We start from the raw sequence: 20916 nt of genomic DNA, 5'->3' as shown, positions 1-20916 counted from the left end.
CCGCACCGGTTCCGGTCGGGCGGGGGCGTGGTCGCCGGTCAGTCGGGGGGCTCCACGGAGACCACCGTCTCCGCTGAGGTGCGGTGCTCCAGCACGGTGTCGGGGGCGGCGTTGCGGTCGGCCTCCCGCTCGTCGGACTCGGCGAGGATCGCGTCGGCCTGGGCCTGCGGGTCGTCACTGCCCACCGCCGCCTCCTCGGGCAGCAGGTGGGCCCGGGACTCCACCCGTTCCTGGTCGCTCTGTGCGTCGGTCATACCGGGTCACTTACCCCGTGCGGGGCTCAGCGGAACGGGCCGCGCACCTCGTAGGTGATCCCGCCGGAGGACGAGCCGGAGGTGCCCCGCTGGGACGAGAAGTACAGCCGGCTGCCGTCCGGGGAGAACGCCGGGCCGGTGATCTCGGACGCGGACTGCCCGGTGATCCGCAGGAACGGCGTGACGATCTCGTCCGGGGTGATCATGTTGATCTCCATGTTGCCGCCGTCCTCGGCCACGAACAGGTCGCCGTAGCGGGAGCCGGTGATGTTGTCCACCCCGGTCAGCGGCGCCGCGCCGCCCACCACCAGCGAGTCGTCGTACGCCAGGTCGATCCGCTGGTTGACCGCGTCGTACGCCCAGACCCGGTTGTCGCCCTTGGTGGTGAACCAGCAGGTGCCGTTCGCGTACCAGGCGCCCTCGCCGCCGTTGAACTTCTTCGCCCCGGAGACCTGCTGCCGGGTGTAGGTCGGCGAGCCGTCCACGTCCGGCACCCGGGCCCAGCTCACCGGGCCGCTGGTGGCGGTGCCGGCGACCAGCACCTCCAGGGTGCCGGCGGACAGGTCGCCCCAGACGGTCGGCCGGAACCGGTAGAAGCAGCCGCTGGTCTCGTCCTCGGTCAGGTAGATCACCTTGCGGTCCGGGTCGGCCGCGGCGGCCTCGTGCTTGAACCGGCCCAGCGCCGGCCGGCGGACCGCCGTGCCGCCGGTCGGGTACGTCTCGTAGACGTACCCCCGGCTGACCTCCTCGCAGGAGAGCCAGGTGCCCCACGGGGTGGCGCCGCCGGCGCAGTTCTGGTTGGTGCCGGAGAGGATCCGGTACGCCGAGGCGATGCTCCCGTCGGCGTTGAACCGGACCGCCGACGCCCCGCCGCCCGGGGTGATCTCGGAGTTCGAGACGTAGATCCAGCCGGTGCCGGCGGCGAAGCAGGCGCCGCCGTCGGGCGCGTCGTGCCAGCCGTACGACGTGCCGGCGACCGCCTGCCGGGAGCGGGCGATCACCCGGCTGGTGAAGCCGGCGGGGAGTTGGATGCCGTTGGCGTCGGCGGCGCCGAGCGGGCCGTACGGGCCGGTGCCGGGCTGGGCCGGGGCGGCCAGGGCGGCGCCTGACCAGAGGCTGCCGGCGAAGGCGGCGGCCCCACCGGCGACGGTGGCGCGCAGGACGGTACGACGGTCCATGGATGACCTCCAGGTGCGATCGGTGCCGCCGAAGTTACCGGCGATTCCATCGACGGAGGTGAACACGGAACGAGGCTTTCCGGACGACCGGGTGAGCCTTCCCCGTCCGGTCGGGTACGCTTGCCGGCGTGACGCGTTCGTATCGATGGTTTAGGCAGCCGGCTGCGCAGCCGGTGACCTCACCATGAGCTGACGTCACCGCGTTACGAGCCGGCCGGGCAGGAGCTGACGCTCCTGCCTTTTGCATTCGAGCAGCCGGCTCGACCTGGGCACCGGCCCCGGGGCACGGTCGGCGGAAGGAAAGCCCACCGTGACGACCCCGGAGACCGGCGCGGTCATCGACCAGCGGATCGACCGCGTCGTGCCGTTGACCACCCCGGCCCTGCTCCTGCACGAGCTGCCGCTGGACGCCGCGCTCACCTCGACCGTGCTGGCCGGCCGGCGCGCCGCCGCGCGGGTGCTGGACCGCCGCGACGACCGCCTGCTGGTGGTGGTCGGCCCGTGCTCGGTGCACGACCCGGCCGCCGCGCTGGAGTACGCCCACAAGCTGCGCGCGGCCGCCGACCGGCACGCCGACGACCTGCTGGTGGTGATGCGGGTCTACTTCGAGAAGCCGCGCTCGACGGTGGGCTGGAAGGGCCTGATCATGGACCCGGCGCTGGACGGCTCCGGCGACGTGAACACCGGCCTGCGCACCGCCCGCACGCTGCTGCTCGACGTGCTGCGGCTGGGGCTGCCGGTGGGCTGCGAGTTCCTCGACCCGATCACCCCGCAGTACATCGCCGACACGGTCGCCTGGGGCGCGATCGGCGCCCGGACGGTGGAGAGCCAGGTGCACCGGCAGCTCGCCTCCGGCCTGTCCATGCCGATCGGCATGAAGAACCGCCCGGACGGCAGCATCGCCACCGCGGTGGACGCGATCCGGGCGGCCGGCGTGCCGCACGTCTTCCCCGGCATCGACGTCTCCGGCACCCCGGCGATCATGCACACCCGGGGCAACGCGGACGGGCACCTGGTGCTGCGCGGCGGCAACGGCCGGCCGAACTACGACGCCGCCTCGGTCGCCGGCGCGCTGGAGCTGCTGCGCGCAGCCGGGCTGCCGGAGCGGCTGGTGGTGGACGCCAGCCACGCCAACAGCGGCAAGGACCACCGTAACCAGCCGAGGGTGGCCGCGGACGTGGCCGCCCAGCTGGCCGCCGGTCAGGCCGGCATCGTCGGCATCATGCTGGAGAGCTTCCTGCTCGACGGCCGGCAGGACCTGGACCCGACCCGGGAGCTGACCTACGGCCGCTCGGTCACCGACGCCTGCATCGACTGGGACACCACGGCCGAGGTGCTGGACGGGCTCGCCCAGGCCGTCCGAGCCCGCCGGGCCACCCTGCCCGCCCCCGCCTGAGGTGGGTTTGACCGTTTCGGGCGGGGGTAGCTGACCGGGGTGACCGACGACGCACCCGTGACCGACCAGCCGGACACCCGGCAGCTCGACGAGCTGCTCGACGACCTCTACCACGGCCAGGAGCGGATCACCCAGGCCGACATCTACCGCCGGGCGGTCGCCGCCGAGCTCCCGGCGGAGCTGCTCACCCGGATCGCCGCGCTCCCCGAGGGCGAGTACGCGGTGGACGAGGTGGCGGACCTGCTGGGCGGGTCGGTGGCCTGACCGGCCCATCGGCGGACCGACGAGAGGACGGCGCGCACATGAGCCACCACGAGGAGCACGAGAAGCTGCCGGCGCTCGGCCAGCCGCCGGAGGGGGTGGACACCCTCCCCGAGCCGGACTTCGCCAACGAGCACGACCGCACCGCGGTCGACCGGGACATCGTCACCGGCGAGGACGAGGACGAGCGGGAGCCCGAGGCGTCCCGCGGCTGGGCGGGCGAGGACCACGGCACCACCCCGACCTGACCGGGGCACGGCACGACGGAAGGGGGCCGGCGATCTCGCCGGCCCCCTTCCGCGTACGGGTCACTCGTCGTCGTGGTGGCCGCCCTCGGCCGCCTGCTGCGCCACGGCGTACCCCATCTGGAGGAAGTCGGACGCGGCCACCGCGGTCAGCGCGGTGGCCACCAGCCGGGTCAGCCGGGGCGCCAGCACCAGGCCGCCGGTCAGCCCGGTGGCCACCCAGACGGCCAGGCAGAACGGGCAGCTGAGCAGCTCGCCGATGGCGTGCCGGGTCGGGCTGCCGGAGTCCCGGACCTGCTCCATCACCTCGCCGCTGCCGATCGGGTGGTCGTAGCGGGTGAACGGCGCGCGCAGCGGGCTGGTGACCGCGTCCTTGGACAGCAGCCGGCTCAGCTTGTGCGTGGCGATCGACAGCAGCACCACGTCGGCCGTCGCGGGGCGCTCCGGCACCGGCCGCCCGGACGCCTTGATCACACCCGCCAACGAGCCGGCGACCGCCGCGTACGTGCCCATCGCCTTCAGGTAACCGTCCAGTGGTCGGTGCTCGTGCGGCGCGTACGACTGGCGCAGGCGCGCCACCTTGTTCTTCAGCCGACCCTCGGTCACCCGTACTCCTTGAGTTCTCGTCATTGGCGTGCTCGACTCACCCGGCGGTGAGGTTCTCGGCCACCTCGCGGGAGAGGTTGGCCAACGACTCGTCGGCCAGGCCGGGGTCGCCGTCGGGCAGCTCCAGGTGCACCCGGGAGCCGCCGGTGTCCTCGGCCTCGACCCGCAGCTCGGCGGAGCCGCCGTCGCTGCGCCAGCGGGCCCGCATCCCGTCGCCGTCGACCTCGGCCGGCCGGTCGCCGTCGCGGCGCAGCGCGTCCGGCAGCCAGGCGGACACCCGGTCCGGGTCGGTGGCCGTGCTGAACACCACCTCGGGGGGCGCGGACATGCCGCGCTCGGCGTGCACGCCCATCAGGCGTCCCGCAGCCGGCTCGGGTCGACCTCGCGCCCCGGGTGCCGGGCGAGGTACTCGGTCTCCAGCTCGGCGGTGCGCCGCAGGTGGTTGGCGAGCGCGGAGTCGGCCGCGTGGCGCAGGGTGTCCAGCCGGGTGCGGTGCAGGCTGCGCAGCTCCCGGATGACGTCCTCGTCGGTCAGCTCGGTCGGGTCCACGCCGACCAGCTCCTCGTCGGCGTCCGCGCCGGGCGCGGGGGTGTCGTGCAGGTGATCGCCGTCCCACTCGGGCATTCGCTGCTCCGGGCTGGCGTCACCGCTCTGGCGTACGGATTCGGTCATGTCGCCTCCCTGGGCTCGTTCGGGCTGGCGCCTAGACGGATGCCCAGCCGGGATGCCACCAAACCCACCGGCGGGCGGGCTGCTACGACACGCCGTCGGAGACGCCCGCCGGTCCCGGTACGCTGGTGGCCATGAAACGGCTCTGGACCCCGGGGTGGCTCGCCCGCCACGTGGCCATGGTCGTGCTGGTGGTGGCCTTTCTGGGGCTGGGCTGGTGGCAGATCAGCCGGGCCGCCTCGGGCAACACGCTCAGTTGGGCGTACGCGGTGGAGTGGCCGATCTTCGCGGGCTTCGTGGTGTTCGTCTGGTGGCGTGAGGTGCGGCACGCGCTGCGCCCGCCGGCGGCGGACCGGCGGGCGGCCGAGCCGGCCACGGTCGGGAACGAGGAGCGGACCGCGACGGTACGCCGGCCGGTGCGGGTGGCCCGGGTGCCGGCCGCGGCCGAGGCGCCGGACGACGCCGACCTGGCCGCCTACAACGACTATCTGAACTGGTTGAACGCCAATCCGGGCGCCCGGCCCGGTGACTACCCCGGCTGAGGCCGGTGCGGGAAGGACGGACGACGGTGGGCGGAGCCCTCAAGCGGTACCGCGCGATCGCCTGGATCGTGGGTGTGGCGCTGGCCGTGCTGGTGCTGGTCGGCATGCCGCTGAAGTACGCGTTCGACGAGCCGGCGGTGGTGGCCGTGGTGGGCACCGCGCACGGCTGGCTCTACATGCTCTACCTGGCCGCCACGTTCGACCTCGGTCGCCGGGTGAACTGGCCGCTGAAGCGGATGCTGCTGGTGATGCTGGCCGGCACCATCCCGTTCGTGTCGTTCGTCGCCGAGCGCAAGGTCACCCACGAGCTGGCCGGCCGGGCGGAGCCCGCCAAGGAGCCGGTCCGCATCTGACGGCCCGCGCCCCCCTAGCCGGCCGGCTCGCGGTCGGTCAGCGCCGCGGCCGCCAGGGCCCGGCGCCGGCCAGCCGCTCCCCCGCGCGCTCGCGGGCCAGCTGCCGGGCCCGGGTGAGCGCCTCGGCGACCTCGCCGAAGTGGTCCGGGTCGTCGCTGCTGAACAGCAGCACCTCCGTGCCGCCGGACCGGCCCCACAGCTCGTACGCGGGCGGCCGCCACCGGTCGCCGGCGAGCACCAGCAGCACCGGCAGCAGCGAGACCACCCCGAGCGCCAGGTACGCCCCGGCGGTGAGCCGCTGCAGGCCGCCGGTGAAGCCGAGCAGCACGCCGGTTCCGCCGATCGCCACGGCGGCGACCGTCACCGCGCGAAGTGCGGACCGGTCATGCGGGCCACGCTCGGTGCGCAGCTGGGTCAGCTCGGCGACCGGGAAGGTGTTCCGGCCGACGTTGAACCGTTCGGTGGTCACCACGATCCCCGGCCGGGCGTAGAGCAGGGTGGTCTGGCGGGTGTCGCGTGGCGGGTGGCGGGTCTGCACGGCGTCCTCCCCGGGGCCGGCGGCGTCCCGTCCGGGTGCCCGGACGGGCGGGAATCCCCCATTCTGCGGCCGGCCGGCCAGCCCACCCGGGGGGCTTTTCCCGCCGTTTCCCACCCGCCGACGCGCCCGCTCGCCGACAACCGACCACCATTCCCGACATGTCGGTCGGTACTTCCGCGATCCACCCCGGTATCCGCCCGGAACGACGAAAGCCATCGAAGCCCGCCTAGGGGTCAATCCGCCTCGACACGCCGACGACAGCCGCACCATCGGGTTCACCGGGAGTCACGGCGCACAGGGGCAATTCGCGCCCCTTTGCCAACATTCGCACCTGCTTCCACTGCGGTTGCCGGCCGTAACAGGTTAGGTTGTCCGAGCCGGCACGGTCGGTCGCCGTCCACCCGGACGGCCCCGGGCCGGTGTCGCCGGAGGCGTCAGCATCCTCCGGTGACCGGTGGGAGAGGAGCCTTCCGCTCTTGTCGTCCTCACGGATGCTGCTGCGCACGCTCGTGATCGCGGGGCTGTCCGCCCTGCTGATCGCCCCGTCGGCGGTGGCTCGGGCAGAGCCCTCCGTCGGTGAGCTGACCGCGCGGATCGAGAAGTCCTCGACCGAGCTCGAGAAGGTCGTCGAGTCCTACAACAAGCTCAACGAGGAGATCAAGGACAACCAACGCACCGCGGCCGCCCTGCACGCCAGGATCGGGCCGCTGGAGGAACAGACGGCGCAGAGCCGCGCCGACGTCGGCGAGCTGGCCGCCACCGCGTACAAGACCGGCGCGGGCGACCTGAGCAGGGCCCAGGCCCTGCTGCAGCCGAGTTCCGGCTCGCTGGCCGAGAAGCTGAGCACCATCGACCAGCTGACCCGGCAGCGGCAGGAGCGGATCGCCGGGTTCACCACGAACCAGCGCAAGCTGCTGGACGAGAAGGCCCGGCTGGACGCCACGATCGCCCGGCAGAACGCCCAGTCCAAGGCCATCGTGGCCACGAAGACCAGGATCGAGAAGGATCTGGCGACGCTGTACGCCATGCGTAAGGAGGCGTACGGCCGGGCCACCGAGGCGCCCGCGCCCCGGCCGGCCAGGTCCACCTCCTCGCCCGCCAAGTCCTCCTCCGGCGCGAACGACGCGCCGGCCATCTCCGGCAGCGCCGGCACGGCCGTGCGGTACGCGTACGGGGCGATCGGCACGCCGTACGTCTGGGGCGCCGAGGGCCCGAACGGGTACGACTGCTCGGGGCTGACCCTGGCGGCCTGGCGGGCGGCCGGGAAGTCGCTGCCGCACAACGCGGCCATGCAGTGGAACGCCACGTCCCGGGTCAGCCGCAGCGCGCTGCGCCCGGGTGACCTGGTGTTCTACTCCGGCCTGGGGCACGTCGCCATGTACGTCGGCGGCGGGCAGGTGATCGACGCGCCAAGCGCCGGTCGCAACGTCAGCAAGCGCGGCATGAACATGATGCCGATCGCGGGCTACGGCCGGGTCGGCTGACCCACGCAGGCTGAGCTACCCACACAGCAGCGAACGGCCGGCGTCCCCCTATCGGACGCCGGCCGTTCGCCGTCATTACTACCAGGTCAGGCCGCCTGCAGCCCCTCCGCCCGGGCCAGCTCGCGGAGCCGGCCGAGGGCCTGGATCTCCAGCTGGCGGATCCGCTCGCGGGAGAGCGAGAAGCGCGACGCGACCTCGGTCAGCGAGTGCTCCCGCCCGTCCTCGAGGCCGTACCGGGCCCGCATGATGCCGGCCGACCGGTCGTCGAGGTGGTTGAGCAGGCCCTCGATGCGCTGCCGCTCCAGGCCGGTGAGGACGATGTCCTCCGGCGAGGGGGCGTCGCTGTCGGCGACCAGGTCGCCGAGGTTGGTGTCGCCGTCGTCGCCCACCGGGGTGTCCAGCGAGACGGTGTCCTGCGACCAGCGGACCAGCTCGTTGACCCGCTCGACGGTCACCCCGAGGGAGGCCGCGATCTGCTCCGGCTCCGGGTCACCGCCCAGCTCACGGGTGAGCTGCCGGGCCACGTTGCGCATCCGGTTGACGTCCTCGACCAGGTGGACGGGGAGTCGGACCGTCCGCTCCTGCTGGGCGATCGCCCGGCTGATGGCCTGGCGGATCCACCAGGTCGCGTAGGTGGAGAACTTGTAGCCGCGCTCGTAGTCGAACTTCTCCACGGCGCGGACCAGCCCGGTGTTGCCCTCCTGGATCAGGTCCAGCATGGGCATCCCGGAGCGCACGTAGCGGCGGGCGATGGAGACCACCAGCCGCAGGTTCGCCCGGATGAACAGGTCCTTGGCCCGCTCGCCCTCGACGACCAGGCGATCCAGGTCCTCCCGGTCGACGCCGGCGGGCACCTTGTCCTCGCCGAGCAGGTGCTCGGCGTAGAGGCCGGCCTCGATCGCCTTGGAGAGGTCGACCTCCTTGGCGGCGTCCAGCAGCGGCGTCCGGGAGATCTCGTGCAGGTAGACGCCGACCAGGTCACGCTCCTCGGCGACCTCGTCGGTACGCATGCCGATGTTCTTGTCCACGTCCACGGTCCCCTCGCTCGCGCCGGTTGCCCGGTTCCTTGCCATCCCCACGTCCATCAGCCCTCCCCGGTCACTTCCGCCCGGCCCCGTCGGTGCTGACATCTGCACAACAGTTGAGACGTGTCGGGGATTCCATGTGGTGAGTCGAAAGTGTCACGAATGCCTGAGTATCAGCTGTACGCCCGGTCCATGTTTGCTGTCAGCACCCCGGTCGGCGCCTCGCCGTCCGGAATGTCGAACGAGCTGGTGAAGCGAGGATTCGTCGTCCGCTCCGGGGGCATCGCACCACTGCGTGCCCCAAGAACACAGCGACCCTCGTCACCGCCTGGCTGCGATCCCGCTCACTGTCGGATACGCACCCTCGGGCCGGTCGGTTCATCCATGGGGATTTGATTACCCCACGCCCTCGACAACAATCCGCGAGCGTGGTCGACGTCCCGTCCCCGGGGTGTTTCCCGTCACCCTCGCCGGGTGGGTCAGGAGGCGAGCAGGGCGAGCGCGCCGCGCACCTGGTGCGCCGAGCGCAGCAGGGCGGCCCGGGCGTCGCCGACCCCGGCGCCGGAGACCAGTGAGACCAGCGCCGGCTTGAGGTCACCGTCGGCCTCGTGCAGGGCCCGCCGGGCGACCTCCTCGGAGCAGCCGGTCGCCTCCACCAGGATCGAGATCATCCGGCCGCGGAGCTTGGCGTTGGTGGCCACCATGTCGATCATCAGGTTGGAGTAGACCCGGCCGAGCCGCACCATCACGGCCGTGGAGAAGGTGTTCAGCACCAGCTTCTGCGCGGTGCCCGCCTTCATCCGGGTCGACCCGGTGACCACCTCGGGTCCGGTGTCCACCCCGATGAACACGTCGACCGCCGCCGCGGCCGGTGCCTCCGGGTTCGCGCACAGCAGCGCCGTCGAGGCGCCCCGGGCCCGGGCCGCGGCGAGTGCCCCCAGGACGTACGGGGTGCGCCCGCTGGCGGCCAGCCCGACCACCAGGTCGCCGGGGCGTACGCAGTCGGTGGCCTCGGCGGCGCCGGCGCGCTCGTCGTCCTCGGCGTCCTCGACGGCGCGCCACACCGCGTCCGGGCCGCCGGCGAGGTGGGCGCAGAACCAGTCCCGCGGGGAGTTGAACGTGGGCGCCAGCTCGGCGGCGTCCAGCACGCCCAGCCGGCCGGAGGTGCCGGCCCCGAAGTAGTGCACCCGGTGGCCGCCGCGCAGCGCCGTCACGGCCAGGTCGACGGTGGCCGCGATCTCGTCGAGCACGGCGGCGACCGCGGCCGGCACCCGCCGGTCGGCGTCGTTGATCACGCCGAGCACGTCCCGGGTCGACATCAGGTCGAGGTCAACGCTGTGCGGGTTGCGCCGCTCGGTTGGCGCCCCCACCCGTACGGTCGGCCGCTGGTCGGGCCCGGTCTCCGCCGGCTCCCCGGCGGCCCGCTGCCGCACCGCTTCCTCCGACCCGGCCCGGCCGCCGGTCATCCCCGCCTCCGGCCGGGACCGACCCGGCGGCTCTGCACGGCCTCGGCGGTCGCCTCCAGCGCGCGGCGGGCGCGGGCCCGGTTGCGGGCCGCCACCCCGACGAAGAGGCAGTCGATCACGGTGAGCTGGGCCAGCCGGCTGGCCATCGCGCCGGACCGGTACGTCGTCTCGCGGGCCGCCGTGGTGAGCACGAAGTCGGCCACCTCGGTGATCGGCGAGCGCGGGAAGTTGGTCAGCGCCACGGTCGCCGCGCCCCGGGACCGGGCCCGCTCGAGCACCTCGATCACGTCGGAGGTGGTGCCGGTGTGCGAGATGCCGACCGCGACGTCGCCCCGGCCGAGCAGCGCGGCCGAGGTGAGCGCGGTGTGCACGTCCGGGAAGTAGAACGCGATCCGGCCGATGCGGTGCAGCTTCTGCTGGAAGTCGGAGGCGACGAAGCCGCTGGCGCCGGCGCCGTAGACGTCGATCCGGCCGGCCGCGACCAGGGCCTCCACCACCTGCTCGCAGACCGCCGGGTCGAGCTGCTCGGCGGTCTCCTCGACGGCGCGGGCGTCGTTGAACGCGATGGTGGCGATGATCTGCGCCAGGTCGGCGCCGGGCGGGATGTCGCCGCCCACCACCCGGGCGTCCGGCGGCTCCACCCGGCGGCCCGCCTCGGCGGCCAGCCGGATCCGCAGCTGGGGGTAGCCGGTCATGCCGACCGAGCGGCAGAACCGGATGACGGTGGCCTCGGAGGTCTCGGCGGCGGTGGCGAGGTCGGTGATCGTCCGGCGGGCGGCGTCGGCCGGGTCGGCCACGACCAGCCGGGCCACCCGCTGCTCGGCGGGCGACAGCGACGGCAGCAGGCCACTGATGTGGACGATCAGTCCACCAGCCTCGTGACTCGCAGAAATCTTCGGACTCTTCGCCACGGATGAAACTTACTTTCACGAGTCCCGAGCGTCAACCATGACCACGCCCATCCGACAGAAGTATCCCCCGCCGCCGCGCGCCCCCGGCACAGACTGCCACCGCATGGGTCGGCGCGCCTCGTCCGGCCAGCTCGGATCGGGCGGGATACGGTGGGCCGCATGGCGGAACGGACCGTGCTGGTAACCGGCGGCACCGGCGGGCTCGGCGGGGCGGTCACCGCCGCCTTCACGCAGGCGGGGTGGCGGGTGGTCGTACCCGGGCGGGAGAGCGGGCCCGGGGCGCGGCCGGCGGGTCGGGACGAGGTCCGGCTGACCGCGGACCTGATGGACCCGGCCGGGGTGGCCCGCGCGGTCGAGCTGGCCGCCGGCGACCCGGCGGCGCCGCTGCGCGCCGTGGTCAACCTGGTCGGCGGGTACGCCAGCGGCGGCAAGGTGCACGAGACCCCGGTCGAGGAGTTCGAGCGGATGCTGGCGATCAACCTGCGGCCCACCTACCTGGTCACCCAGGCGGCCCTGCCGCGGCTGATCGCGGCCGGCGGCGGCGCGGTGGTCTGCGTGTCGGCCCGGGCGGCGCTGGCGCCCTTCCCGGGCTCGGCCGGCTACGCCACGGCCAAGGCCGCGGTGCTCGCCTTCGCCAACGCGGTCGCGGTCGAGTACCGCGGCGTCGGGGTGCGCTGCAACACGGTGCTGCCCAGCGTGATCGACACCCCGGCGAACCGGGCCGCGCAGCCCGGGGCGGACCATGACCGCTGGGTCGACCCCGCGGAGATCGCCCCGGTGGTGCGCTTCCTCGCCTCGGACGAGTCGGCACCGACCAGCGGCGCCGCCGTGCCGGTCTACGGCAGGGCCTGAAGCGCCGGCCGGGAGCCGGTGGGGGACGCCGGCCCGTCGGACGGGCCGGGGCCGGTGTGGGCCGCGGACGCGGCGGACGGGCCGGGGCCGGTGTGGGCCGCGGACGCGGCGGACGGGCCGGGGTCGGTGGACGGCCGGGGATCCGTGGGTTCGTCGGACGGCCCGGTGGCGGTGGCCGGCAGCCAGCCGGCCAGGTGGGCCTCGATAAGGCGGGCCACCTCGTCCGGCGCGGCGGCGGCGTCGACCAGCACGAAGCTCGGATACTCCGGCAGCGACCGGTACGCCGCGTCGGCGGCGGTCAGCCAGCCCATCGTCTCGTGGTCGTCGCCGCGCCGCTCGATCCGCCGGTACGCCTCGGCCGGGTCCAGGCTGAGCAGGAAGGTGACCTGCGGGCGCGGGAAGATCCGGTAGCCGGCCCGGGCCAGCCGCTCCCAGCGCTGCCCGCCGTGCGCCCGAATGCTGGCGTACTGGCAGGCGGCGTAGCGGTCCATCACCGCGGTACGCCCGGTGACCAGGCAGCTCAGCAGGGCCGCGGCGATGGCCAGCCAGCGCAGCGCCGACTCCAGCACCAGCAGGCCGTCCCGGCCGAGCAGGCGCTGCGCGTCCGGGCGACCGAGCCGGTGGGCCAGTCGACCGAGCCAGCGCCGACCGCCGGCGTTGCGGTGGTAGGTGGCCGGCCGGCCGGCGGCGGTGAGCGCCCCGGCGAGCCGGTGCGCCTGGGTGGTCTTGCCCGATCCGTCGATGCCGATCAGTGCCACCCGGCGCAGTCGGGCCCTGTCACCGGTCGCCCGCTCCGCTCTGGCCACCCTGCACAGATTATCCGACCCGCGCCCGGGTACCCGGCCGGTTCGTCCGCGTTCGTGCTCGACTGGGGGAAGCGGCCGGCCGGCCGAGGTGTGGGTCACGGACCGGCCGGGTACGCAACGTCATTTCCCACCGCCTGTCCGCCTTTCACCGACGGGAGAACCAGATGGCCGAGCGCGGGGACGAGAGCCTGCTGCACACCCTCAAACGGGTGGCCGCGGTGCTCAAGCAGAACGACATCCCCTTCGCGCTCGGCGGCAGCTTCGCCGTGTACGCGCACGGCGGCCACTCCAGCGAGCACGACGTGGACTTCCTGCTCCGCGAGGAGGACGTTGAGCGGACCCTCGAGGCGCTGGTGGCCGAGGGCTTCACCGCCGAGCGGCCGCCGGAGGACTGGCTGGTCAAGGTCTACGACGAGGGCCGCATGGTGGACCTCATCCACCGCCCGATCGAGACCCCGGTGACCCACGAGACGTTCGACGACACGGTGGTCCGCTCGGTTGACGCGATCCAGTTGCCGGTGCTGTCCGCCACCCGGCTGATGGTGCACAAGCTGCTGAGCTTCTCCCAGCACTACTGCGACTTCGCCCGCGGCCTGCCGCTGGCCCGCTCGCTGCGGGAACAGATCGACTGGGAACGGGTACGGAAGGAGACGGAGCACTCGCCGTACGCGGAGGCGTTCCTGGTGCTGCTGGACCGGCTCGACGTGGTCCCGTACGCCGGCATGCCGGTGCCGTACGCGCGCACCCCCGAGGGAGAGGAGAGACCGTGACGGAGCAGAGCGCCGCCGGCCCGCCCGACGAGTACGTCGAGGCGGAGATCCACCGGATGCTCGCCGAGGACCCGGAGGTCGCCGAGCAGGGCATCACGGTGGTCCGCAAGGAGCGCGGCCTGGTCCTCTACGGCGAGGTGGAGAGCCCGCACCGGCGGGAGGAGATCCTGCGTCGGGTCGCCGAACGCTTCCCCGACACCCCGGTGACCAGCGACATCGGGGTGATCAGGGCGCAGGCGCCGACCCAGGTGGAGGAGCTGCCGTGAGGAGGGCCCGATGATCCGGATCGCCGCCGTCGGCGACGTGCACCTGGACGAGGACGTGGTCGGCCGGTTCCGGCCGGCCCTGGAGGAGCTGCCCGACTGCGCCGACGTGCTGCTGCTCGCCGGCGACCTGACCCGGCACGGCACCGAGGCCGAGGCGCGCTGCGTGGCGCAGGAGTTCGGCGGGCTCGGCGTGCCGGTGATCACCGTGCTGGGCAACCACGACCACCAGTGCGACCAGGTGCCGCAGGTGGTCAAGGTGCTCAAGGACGCGGGGATCACCGTGCTGGAGGGCACCGGCACGGTGCTGGAGTGCGCCGGCGGCCGGCTCGGCGTGGCCGGGGTGAAGGGCTTCGGCGGTGGCTTCGCCGGCCGCTGCGCCAGCGACTTCGGCGAGCCGGAGATGAAGGCGTTCGTCGGCACCACCCGGGCCAGCGCGGACGCGCTGGGCGAGGCGCTGCGCGGGCTCGACTGCGACCTGTTGGTGGCGCTCACCCACTACTCCCCGGTGCCCGACACGCTGGCCGGCGAGCCGCTGGAGATCTATCCGTTCCTCGGGTCGTACCAACTGGGTCAGGCGATCGACTCGGCGCCCACCGCGCTCGCCCTGCACGGGCACGCGCACGCCGGCAGCGAGCGGGGCACGACCCCGGGCGGGGTACGCGTCCGCAACGTCGCCCACCCCGTGATCAAGCAGGCCTACAGCGTCTTCCACCTCGGTGATCAAATCGACTGAGAAGCAGGTTTTCGGGATCGGACACCCGGGTATTCAGCCGCCATGGAGCTGATTCTCTGGATTCTCGCAGTCGTACTCGTGGTCGCCGGCATCCTCGCGCTGTTCCGCCGGCAGATCCTGTGGGGCATCGTCCTCATCGTGGTCGGCCTGTTGGTCGGCCCGGGTGGTGTCAGCATCTTCAGTTAACCGACACCAGTTCGATCACCGGACCCGCCGGGGTCGTCGAAGCCGGGATCTCCGTCCTCCCAGACAGGAGACCCCCGGATGCGACGACCCCGGCGCTCTGCGTTCCGCCGACCGGTTTGCCGGTCCGCGCCGGTGGAAACCTCTCGACCATGGAGACGACTCGGAGCGCCCGGCGCACCCGCGGCGCGCGTACCTGGTGGGCGCTGCTCGGCTTCGGCGCGGCCGTGGCGGCCGCCGCGGCGCTCGGCGGGCTGGGCGTCAGCGGCACCGCCGACGAGTACGCCGACCTGCGCCAGCCCGGCTGGGCGCCCCCGTCGTGGCTGTTCGGCCCGGTCTGGACGCTGCTCTACGCGCTGATCGCGGTCGCCGGCTGGCTGGTCTGGCGGCGGGTGGGCTTCGGCCCCGCCGTCTGGGCCTGGTGCGCGCAGCTGGTGTTGAACGCGATCTGGACCCCGCTCTTCTTCGGCGCCGGCCGGTACGGTCTGGCGTTCGCCGAGATCCTGCTGATGTGGCTCGCCATCGGGGTGACCGTGGCGCTGTTCCGGCGGATCTCCCGCCCGGCGACGCTGCTGATGCTGCCCTACTGGGCCTGGGTCACCTTCGCCGCCGCGCTGAACTTCTCGATCTGGCAGCTGAACAGCTGACGGCCCGGGTCGGGGCCCGGCGGGCGGGCCCCGACCCCGGTTCAGCAGCGCGGCACGTTCGGCAGATAGCCGTCGTGGCCGGTGAGCACGTACGCGTCGGCGACGTAGCGCCCGGTGCCGATCCGGTCCCAGATCGAGCTGGTGCCGTAGGTGCCGGTGACCGTGGTGCCGCTGGTCTGGCAGTAGATGGTGACCCGGGCGCCGTCGGCCACCGAGCCGACCGCTGCGTACCCGGTGCCCGGGCCGGAGCGGACGGTCAGGTCGGCCCCGGCGGTGTTCACCGTCCCCGAGCCGGTGGCGCCGGAGCACCCGTTGTCGCTGGTGTACGTCCTGGTCCCCCAGTAGAGGGCGAGCGTGCCGTTGAACCGGGCCTGGACGTCGTTGCCGTTCAGGCGCTGCTCGTAGTGCAGGTGCGGCCCGGTGGAGCCGCCGGTGCTGCCCACCCGGCCGATCACCTGGCCGTAGCCGACGCTCTGCCCGACGCTGACGTTGAAGCCGTCGAGGTGCGCGTAGTAGGTGGTCCAGCCGCCGCCGTGGTCGATCCGGACGTACCTGCCGTAGCTGGTGCCGCCGAGGTCGGTGACCCGGTCGACGGTGCCCGGCGCGCTGGCCACCACCGGGTCGCCGAGGTCGTCGGTGCGGTTCAGGTCGATCGCGTACGGCGGGCTGTGGTCGGCGCGGGTCTGCCCGGACCAGGACTGGCCGCACGGGAACGGCACCTTGAACGCCGGCGCCGCCAGTGCCGGGGTCGCCGGCACCACCAGCGCCCCCGCCGTGAGCAGGGCGGCGCCGGCCAGCCTCCACCACCTGGAACGCATTTGCTTCCTCCGATGCGATGTCGATCGATCCGACTGCCCAGCCTGGCAGAGATTCCGGTCGACCGGAAGCGGGTCGACCCACCGTTCGGCGGCGGATCGCCCGCCGTTCGACGCCCGGTCGGCAGCCGTTCGACCTGCGGAGCGTGGGAGCGCGCCCACGGCCGGTGAGCGGGTTTCGGGATTGTTACCGGGCCGTGTCCGCCCAGGGGTGGACCCGGGCACATGCAAGCGCTTACATGTCCTCACGACCATCGGACCGGCGCCGGGCCCCCACCCGTTGACGCGCCGGCAAGGAAGGAGATCGGCATGGCGTTTGCCAGATCACGCCAGGCTCTCGCGATCGCCGGCGTCCTGGGGCTGGCGCTCGGCGCCACCGCCTGCGGCACCGGCAACGACAAGAAGAGCGACAGCGCGAGCAAGCCCGAGTGCGCGGCATACGAGAAGTACCAGGGCCACGACGGCAAGAAGGTCACCATCTACTCGTCCATCCGGGACATCGAGGCCGACCGCCTCGCGCAGTCCTGGAAGCAGTTCGAGGACTGCACGGGCATCAAGATCGACCACGAGGGCTCCGGCGAGTTCGAGGCCCAGCTCGGCGTCAAGGTGGACGGCGGCAACGCCCCCGACCTGGCCTTCATCCCGCAGCCGGGCCTGCTCAAGCGGTTCGTCGACTCGGGCAAGCTCAAGCCGGCCGGCGCCGACACCAAGGCCATGGCCGATCAGAACTACTCGCCCGACTGGCTGAAGTACAGCACCGTCAACGGCCAGTTCTACGGCGCCCCGCTGGGCTCGAACGTGAAGTCGTTCGTGTGGTACTCGCCCAAGACCTTCACGGAGAAGGGCTGGAAGGTCCCCACCACCTGGGACGAGCTGATCAAGCTCTCCGACCAGATCGCGGCCAGCGGCACCAAGCCCTGGTGCGCCGGCATCGAGTCCGGTGACGCCACCGGCTGGCCGGCCACCGACTGGATCGAGGACGTGCTGCTGCGTACGGCGGGCCCCGACGTCTACGACCAGTGGACCACCCACGGCATCCCGTTCAACGACCCGAAGGTCGCCGACGCGGTCAACCGGGCCGGCACCATCCTGAAGAACGAGAAGTACGTCAACGGTGGCTTCGGCGGCGTGAAGAGCATCGCCACCACCTCCTTCCAGGAGGCCGGCACGCCGATCCTCAACGGCAAGTGCGCCCTGCACCGCCAGGCGTCCTTCTACGCCAACCAGTGGCCGAAGGGCACCAAGGTGGCCGAGGACGGCGACGTCTTCGCGTTCTACTTCCCGGCCATCGACGCGACCAAGGGCAAGCCGGTGCTGGGCGGCGGCGAGTTCGTCGCGGCCTTCGCCGACCGTCCCGAGGTCCAGGCGGTGCAGACCTACCTGGCCTCCGGCGAGTACGCCAACAGCCGCGCGAAGATCGGCGACTGGGTGTCGGCGAACAAGAAGCTCGAGATCGCCAACGTGCCGAACCCGGTGGACCAGCTCTCCGTGAAGATCCTGCAGGACCCGAAGACCGTGTTCCGGTTCGACGGTTCCGACCTGATGCCGGCCGCGGTCGGCGCGGGCACCTTCTGGAAGGGCATGGTCGACTGGATCAACGGCAAGGACACCACGACCGTCCTGAACGGCATCGAGGGTAGCTGGAAGTGAGCTGAGGCGGTGTCCGGCCCGCCGGCGCGGGCCGGACACCGCCGAGGACGAACGAACCCTTGAGGAGGGTCGATGGAGTTCGACTTCGCCGAGGAACAGCCCAAGTTCCTCATGCTGATGTACGGGCTGATCGCCTTCGTCGCGGTGGTGGGCGGTCTGCTCCTCCTCCTCGACGTGGTGCCGGCCTGGTTCGCCCGCCGCCGTGAGGCCCAACTGGTGGCCGCCGTGGACACCGGGGCCCCGCTGCCCCGGCGCCGCAAGTCGCGCGACGGCGTGTTCGCGTTCTTCTTCCTGCTGCCCGCGGTGCTGCTGCTCCTCGTCGGCCTGGTCGTCCCCGCGATCCGCACCACGCTGCTGTCCCTGATGGACGGCAACAGCACGCACTGGGTCGGGCTGCGCAACTACGGCTGGATGTTCTCCGAGGACTCGATCGTCCGGGTGCTGGTCAACACGCTGGTCTGGGTGCTGCTGGTCCCGCTGGTGGCCACCTCGTTCGGCCTGCTCTACGCCGTCCTGGTGGACAAGGCCCGGTTCGAGGCGATCGCCAAGTCACTGATCTTCCTGCCGATGGCGATCTCGTTCGTCGGCGCCAGCATCATCTGGAAGTTCGTCTACGCCTACCGCGGCGACGGGCAGGACCAGATCGGCCTGCTCAACCAGATCGTGGTCAGCCTGGGCGGCGAGCCCAAGCAGTGGCTGCTGGAATCCCCGCTGAACACCCTGCTGCTCATCGTGATCATGGTGTGGATCCAGGCCGGCTTCGCGATGGTGGTGCTCTCCGCCGCCATCAAGGCCATCCCGGCCGACATCGTCGAGGCCGCCCGGCTCGACGGGGTGACCCCGTGGCAGATGTTCCGGCAGATCACCCTGCCCAGCATCCGACCGGCGCTGATCGTGGTCGTGGTGACGCTGTCGATCGCCACCCTCAAGGTCTTCGACATCGTCCGCACCGCCACCAACGGCAACTACGACACCAGCGTGATCGCCAACGAGATGTACAACCAGGCGTTCCGGTACGGCCAGAACGGGCAGGGCTCCGCGCTGGCGGTCTTCCTCTTCGTGCTGGTCATCCCGATCGTGATCTACCAGATCCGCAACCTGCGTCAGCAGCGGGAGGGCTGAGATGAGCACCGCCACCCCCACCGTCCCGACCGGCACCCAGGCCACCGGGCGGACCACCACGACCGCCGGCCGGGTACGCCGGCGGCTGAACAGCCGTACCGCGACGCTGGTCTCGATCCTCATCGCGGTGCTCTGGACCGTACCCACCTTCGGCCTGCTGATCTCCTCGATCCGCCCCGCGGAGCAGATCAAGACGACCGGCTGGTGGACGTTCTTCACCAACCCGCAGTTCACCCTGGAGAACTACCAGGACGTGCTCTTCGGGCAGTCCGCCTCGTCGGGGCAGCTGGCCAGCTACTTCATCAACTCGCTGGCGATCACCATCCCCTCGGTGCTGTTCCCGCTGGCCTTCGCCTCGCTCGCCGCGTACGCGCTGGCCTGGATGAACTTCCGCGGCCGGGACTGGCTCTACATCGCGATCTTCGCGCTGCAGATCGTCCCGCTGCAGATGGCCCTGGTGCCGCTGCTGAAGTTCTTCTCCACCGGCGTCAGCATCGCCGGGATCCAGGTGCTGCCCGCCTGGGACCTGGTCGACGAGCAGAAGTTCGCCCAGGTGTGGTTCGCGCACACCTGCTTCGCGCTGCCCTTCGCGGTGTTCCTGCTGCACAACTTCATCTCGCAGCTGCCCGGGGACCTGATGGAGGCGGCCCGGGTCGACGGCGCCACCCACCCGCGGATCTTCCGCACCATCGTGCTGCCGCTGATCACCCCGGCGCTCGCCGCGTTCGGCATCTTCCAGTTCCTCTGGGTCTGGAACGACCTGCTGGTCGCGCTGATCTTCGCCGGGGGCGGCAACGAGACCGCCCCGCTCACCGTCCGGCTGGCCGAGCTGGCCGGCACCCGGGGCAGCGACTGGCAGCGACTGACCTCCGGGGCGTTCGTGTCGATCGTCGTACCGCTTATCGTGTTCCTCTCCCTGCAGCGCTTCTTCGTGCGGGGTCTCCTCGCCGGCAGCGTCAAGGGCTGACCCGCGTGCCGCCGCCGCCCGGGTCCACCCGGGCGGCGGCGTACCGCCGGCGCCGGAGCGGGGGTGGGCGTGACCAGGATCGACGACGTGGCCCGGCTCGCCGGGGTGTCCACCGCCACGGTCTCCCGCGCGCTGCGCGGGCTGCCGACCGTCTCGGCCGCGACGCGCCGCCGGGTGCTCGCCGCCGCCGAGCAACTGGAGTACGCGGTCTCGCCGAGCGCGTCCCGGCTGGCCGGCGGGCGGACCGGCACGGTGGCCGTGGTGGTCCCGCGGATCACCCGGTGGTTCTTCGGCACCGTCGTCGAGGCGGTCGAGGACTTCCTCCACCAGTCCGGGTACGACCTGCTGCTGTACAACCTCGGCGGCCGCGAGCAGGTCCGGCAGCGGGTGCTGCGCACCGCGAACCTGCACAAGCGGGTGGACGGGATCATGCTGGTCGCCACCCCGCTGCGGCCGGCCGACCTGACCGCGCTGGCCACCCTGGACCTGCCCGGCATCACGATCAGCTCGGGCACGGTGGTGCCCGGCTGGCCGTGCGTCCGGATCGACGACGTGGCGGCCGCTCGCACGGCCACCCGGCACCTGCTCGACCTGGGTCACCGGCGGATCGCCCACATCTCGGGTGACCCGGACGACGAGCTGGCCTTCACCACCCACCTGGACCGTCGGCGCGGCTACCAGGACGCGCTGCGCTCGGCCGGCCTGCGGCTGGACCCCAGCCTGGACGTGGAGTCGCAGTTCAGCATCGACGGCGGCACCCGGGCCACCGCGGAGCTGCTGGCCCGGGGTGAGCCGCCGACCGCGATCTTCGCCGCCTGCGACGAGATGGCGATGGGGGCGATGACCGCGCTGCGCGACGCCGGCCTGCGGGTGCCGCAGGACGTCAGCGTCATCGGCGTGGACGACCACGACCTGGCCGGCGTGCTCGGGCTGAGCACCATCGCCCAGCCGGCCGCCGAGCAGGGGCGACTCGCCGCCCGGCTGCTGCTCGACCCGCTCGCGGCCTGGCCGCCGACCGCGCCGGCGGGCGCGGGCGGGCGCGGCGCCGGAGCGTACCCCCGGGGGGTGCCCGGGCCGCGCGGCGGGAGCGACGGCGACCCGCCCGACGACCCGGTGATCCTGCCCACTCGACTGGTGGTGCGTGAATCGACCGCGCCGCCCCGGGCACACTGAACGG

26 protein-coding genes and 1 pseudogene are annotated in these 20916 nt (G+C 72.7%); 16 read left to right on the top strand and 11 right to left on the bottom strand.

Translation table 11 applies throughout. The features are described from left to right. Positions 1 to 38 precede the first annotated feature (38 nt). Together ACFY3U_RS20850 and ACFY3U_RS20845 are read right to left on the bottom strand one after the other, a co-directional pair. Entirely contained in the window at positions 39 to 254 is a 216-nt protein-coding gene (locus ACFY3U_RS20850; protein ID WP_387204006.1) for a hypothetical protein, read from the bottom strand. A 26-nt stretch (positions 255 to 280) separates the two neighbouring features. Further along, positions 281 to 1432, bottom strand: a complete 1152-nt coding sequence (locus tag ACFY3U_RS20845) for an alkaline phosphatase PhoX (protein WP_387204003.1) — start codon at positions 1430 to 1432, stop codon at positions 281 to 283. A gap of 310 nt (positions 1433 to 1742) precedes the next feature. Here ACFY3U_RS20845 and ACFY3U_RS20840 point away from each other — a divergent pair, with 310 nt between their 5' ends. From ACFY3U_RS20840 to ACFY3U_RS20830, 3 genes are read left to right on the top strand one after another with little or no spacing between them, the layout of a single operon-like run. Beyond that, a complete protein-coding gene (locus ACFY3U_RS20840) occupies positions 1743 to 2828 on the top strand; it encodes a 3-deoxy-7-phosphoheptulonate synthase (protein WP_387204000.1) in 1086 nt (361 codons plus the stop codon). Between the two features lie 30 nt (positions 2829 to 2858). Then, positions 2859 to 3092 carry a hypothetical protein gene (locus ACFY3U_RS20835; RefSeq protein WP_387204253.1) on the top strand — a complete coding sequence of 78 codons (234 nt, stop codon included), beginning with the start codon at positions 2859 to 2861 and terminating at the stop codon, positions 3090 to 3092. A 38-nt stretch (positions 3093 to 3130) separates the two neighbouring features. Continuing rightward, complete coding sequence (locus tag ACFY3U_RS20830) at positions 3131 to 3337, top strand: hypothetical protein (protein ID WP_387203997.1); 207 nt, start codon at positions 3131 to 3133, stop codon at positions 3335 to 3337. Between the two features lie 60 nt (positions 3338 to 3397). On the opposite strand, the gene ACFY3U_RS20825 is transcribed toward ACFY3U_RS20830, so the two are convergent. From ACFY3U_RS20825 to ACFY3U_RS20815, 3 genes are read right to left on the bottom strand one after another with little or no spacing between them, the layout of a single operon-like run. Beyond that, positions 3398 to 3940 (bottom strand): DUF1360 domain-containing protein, encoded by a 543-nt coding sequence (locus ACFY3U_RS20825; RefSeq protein WP_387203994.1) that lies wholly within the window; start codon positions 3938 to 3940, stop codon positions 3398 to 3400. Positions 3941 to 3977: 37 nt separating this feature from the next. Then, positions 3978 to 4292 carry a hypothetical protein gene (locus ACFY3U_RS20820; protein WP_387203992.1) on the bottom strand — a complete coding sequence of 105 codons (315 nt, stop codon included), beginning with the start codon at positions 4290 to 4292 and terminating at the stop codon, positions 3978 to 3980. Next, on the bottom strand, positions 4292 to 4612 hold the full coding sequence (locus ACFY3U_RS20815; protein ID WP_387203989.1) for a DUF6158 family protein: 321 nt from the start codon (positions 4610 to 4612) through the stop codon (positions 4292 to 4294). Before ACFY3U_RS20815 ends, ACFY3U_RS20820 begins: the two co-directional genes overlap by 1 nt. A gap of 131 nt (positions 4613 to 4743) precedes the next feature. Between ACFY3U_RS20815 and ACFY3U_RS20810 the strand changes: the two genes are divergently transcribed. Together ACFY3U_RS20810 and ACFY3U_RS20805 are read left to right on the top strand one after the other, a co-directional pair. After that, positions 4744 to 5151 carry a hypothetical protein gene (locus tag ACFY3U_RS20810; RefSeq protein ID WP_387203986.1) on the top strand — a complete coding sequence of 136 codons (408 nt, stop codon included), beginning with the start codon at positions 4744 to 4746 and terminating at the stop codon, positions 5149 to 5151. Positions 5152 to 5177: 26 nt separating this feature from the next. Further along, positions 5178 to 5504, top strand: a complete 327-nt coding sequence (locus tag ACFY3U_RS20805) for a DUF3817 domain-containing protein (protein WP_387203983.1) — start codon at positions 5178 to 5180, stop codon at positions 5502 to 5504. Positions 5505 to 5541: 37 nt separating this feature from the next. Here ACFY3U_RS20805 and ACFY3U_RS20800 read toward each other — a convergent pair whose 3' ends face one another. Next, positions 5542 to 6042, bottom strand: a complete 501-nt coding sequence (locus ACFY3U_RS20800; protein WP_387203980.1) for a DUF6232 family protein — start codon at positions 6040 to 6042, stop codon at positions 5542 to 5544. A 476-nt stretch (positions 6043 to 6518) separates the two neighbouring features. Between ACFY3U_RS20800 and ACFY3U_RS20795 the strand changes: the two genes are divergently transcribed. Next, a complete protein-coding gene (locus ACFY3U_RS20795) occupies positions 6519 to 7526 on the top strand; it encodes an NlpC/P60 family protein (RefSeq protein ID WP_387203977.1) in 1008 nt (335 codons plus the stop codon). 86 nt (positions 7527 to 7612) lie between these two features. Here the strand turns inward: ACFY3U_RS20795 and ACFY3U_RS20790 are convergent, their stop codons facing one another. The 3 genes from ACFY3U_RS20790 to ACFY3U_RS20780 all read right to left on the bottom strand — a co-directional run bounded on the left by ACFY3U_RS20790 (position 7613) and on the right by ACFY3U_RS20780 (position 10928). Then, positions 7613 to 8599: an RNA polymerase sigma factor RpoD/SigA gene (locus ACFY3U_RS20790; RefSeq protein ID WP_387204250.1), complete on the bottom strand. Its 987-nt coding sequence runs from the start codon at positions 8597 to 8599 to the stop codon at positions 7613 to 7615. A 431-nt stretch (positions 8600 to 9030) separates the two neighbouring features. Then, positions 9031 to 10017: an N-acetylmuramic acid 6-phosphate etherase gene (gene murQ / locus ACFY3U_RS20785; RefSeq protein ID WP_387203974.1), complete on the bottom strand. Its 987-nt coding sequence runs from the start codon at positions 10015 to 10017 to the stop codon at positions 9031 to 9033. Further along, positions 10014 to 10928, bottom strand: a complete 915-nt coding sequence (locus ACFY3U_RS20780) for a MurR/RpiR family transcriptional regulator (RefSeq protein WP_387203971.1) — start codon at positions 10926 to 10928, stop codon at positions 10014 to 10016. The genes murQ and ACFY3U_RS20780 overlap by 4 nt, the downstream gene beginning before the upstream one ends. A 159-nt stretch (positions 10929 to 11087) precedes the next feature. On the opposite strand from ACFY3U_RS20780, the gene ACFY3U_RS20775 reads away from it, so the two are divergent. After that, the gene (locus ACFY3U_RS20775; protein ID WP_387203969.1) at positions 11088 to 11780 is read left to right on the top strand and encodes an SDR family NAD(P)-dependent oxidoreductase; all 693 of its coding nucleotides are present in this window, start codon (positions 11088 to 11090) and stop codon (positions 11778 to 11780) included. Here the strand turns inward: ACFY3U_RS20775 and ACFY3U_RS20770 are convergent. Beyond that, positions 11765 to 12586, bottom strand: coding sequence for a dTMP kinase (locus tag ACFY3U_RS20770; RefSeq protein ID WP_387203967.1), 822 nt, complete (start codon positions 12584 to 12586; stop codon positions 11765 to 11767). The genes ACFY3U_RS20775 and ACFY3U_RS20770 overlap by 16 nt on opposite strands. Before the next feature lie 134 nt (positions 12587 to 12720). Between ACFY3U_RS20770 and ACFY3U_RS20765 the strand changes: the two genes are divergently transcribed. The 5 genes and pseudogenes from ACFY3U_RS20765 (at position 12721) to ACFY3U_RS20745 (ending at position 15185) form a co-directional block, all read left to right on the top strand. Continuing rightward, positions 12721 to 13356 (top strand): nucleotidyltransferase, encoded by a 636-nt coding sequence (locus tag ACFY3U_RS20765; protein WP_387204247.1) that lies wholly within the window; start codon positions 12721 to 12723, stop codon positions 13354 to 13356. Between the two features lie 56 nt (positions 13357 to 13412). Beyond that, positions 13413 to 13622, top strand: coding sequence for a hypothetical protein (locus tag ACFY3U_RS20760; protein ID WP_387204244.1), 210 nt, complete (start codon positions 13413 to 13415; stop codon positions 13620 to 13622). 10 nt (positions 13623 to 13632) lie between these two features. Next, positions 13633 to 14407, top strand: a pseudogene (locus ACFY3U_RS20755) (metallophosphoesterase). After that, entirely contained in the window at positions 14398 to 14541 is a 144-nt protein-coding gene (locus ACFY3U_RS20750) for a GPGG-motif small membrane protein (RefSeq protein ID WP_018786997.1), read from the top strand. The pseudogene ACFY3U_RS20755 and the gene ACFY3U_RS20750 overlap by 10 nt, the downstream one beginning before the upstream one ends. Before the next feature lie 149 nt (positions 14542 to 14690). Then, the gene (locus ACFY3U_RS20745) at positions 14691 to 15185 is read left to right on the top strand and encodes a TspO/MBR family protein (protein ID WP_387203964.1); all 495 of its coding nucleotides are present in this window, start codon (positions 14691 to 14693) and stop codon (positions 15183 to 15185) included. Between the two features lie 41 nt (positions 15186 to 15226). Here the strand turns inward: ACFY3U_RS20745 and ACFY3U_RS20740 are convergent, their stop codons facing one another. Further along, positions 15227 to 16003: a peptidoglycan DD-metalloendopeptidase family protein gene (locus tag ACFY3U_RS20740; RefSeq protein ID WP_387203962.1), complete on the bottom strand. Its 777-nt coding sequence runs from the start codon at positions 16001 to 16003 to the stop codon at positions 15227 to 15229. A 306-nt stretch (positions 16004 to 16309) separates the two neighbouring features. Between ACFY3U_RS20740 and ACFY3U_RS20735 the strand changes: the two genes are divergently transcribed. The 4 genes from ACFY3U_RS20735 (at position 16310) to ACFY3U_RS20720 (ending at position 20912) form a co-directional block, all read left to right on the top strand. Beyond that, a complete protein-coding gene (locus tag ACFY3U_RS20735; protein ID WP_387203959.1) occupies positions 16310 to 17650 on the top strand; it encodes an ABC transporter substrate-binding protein in 1341 nt (446 codons plus the stop codon). A 72-nt stretch (positions 17651 to 17722) separates the two neighbouring features. After that, the gene (locus ACFY3U_RS20730; RefSeq protein ID WP_387203956.1) at positions 17723 to 18772 is read left to right on the top strand and encodes a carbohydrate ABC transporter permease; all 1050 of its coding nucleotides are present in this window, start codon (positions 17723 to 17725) and stop codon (positions 18770 to 18772) included. A 1-nt stretch (position 18773) separates the two neighbouring features. Then, positions 18774 to 19739 carry a carbohydrate ABC transporter permease gene (locus tag ACFY3U_RS20725; protein WP_387203953.1) on the top strand — a complete coding sequence of 322 codons (966 nt, stop codon included), beginning with the start codon at positions 18774 to 18776 and terminating at the stop codon, positions 19737 to 19739. Between the two features lie 69 nt (positions 19740 to 19808). Beyond that, positions 19809 to 20912: a LacI family DNA-binding transcriptional regulator gene (locus ACFY3U_RS20720; protein ID WP_387203951.1), complete on the top strand. Its 1104-nt coding sequence runs from the start codon at positions 19809 to 19811 to the stop codon at positions 20910 to 20912. Positions 20913 to 20916: the final 4 nt, after the last annotated feature.

The sequence above is a fragment of the Micromonospora sp. NPDC000089 genome (genome assembly GCF_042899365.1).
Classification (GTDB): Bacteria; Actinomycetota; Actinomycetes; order Mycobacteriales; family Micromonosporaceae; genus Micromonospora.
Note: the sequence above shows the minus strand (reverse complement) of the source record. Positions and strands in the feature narration are given on the sequence as shown.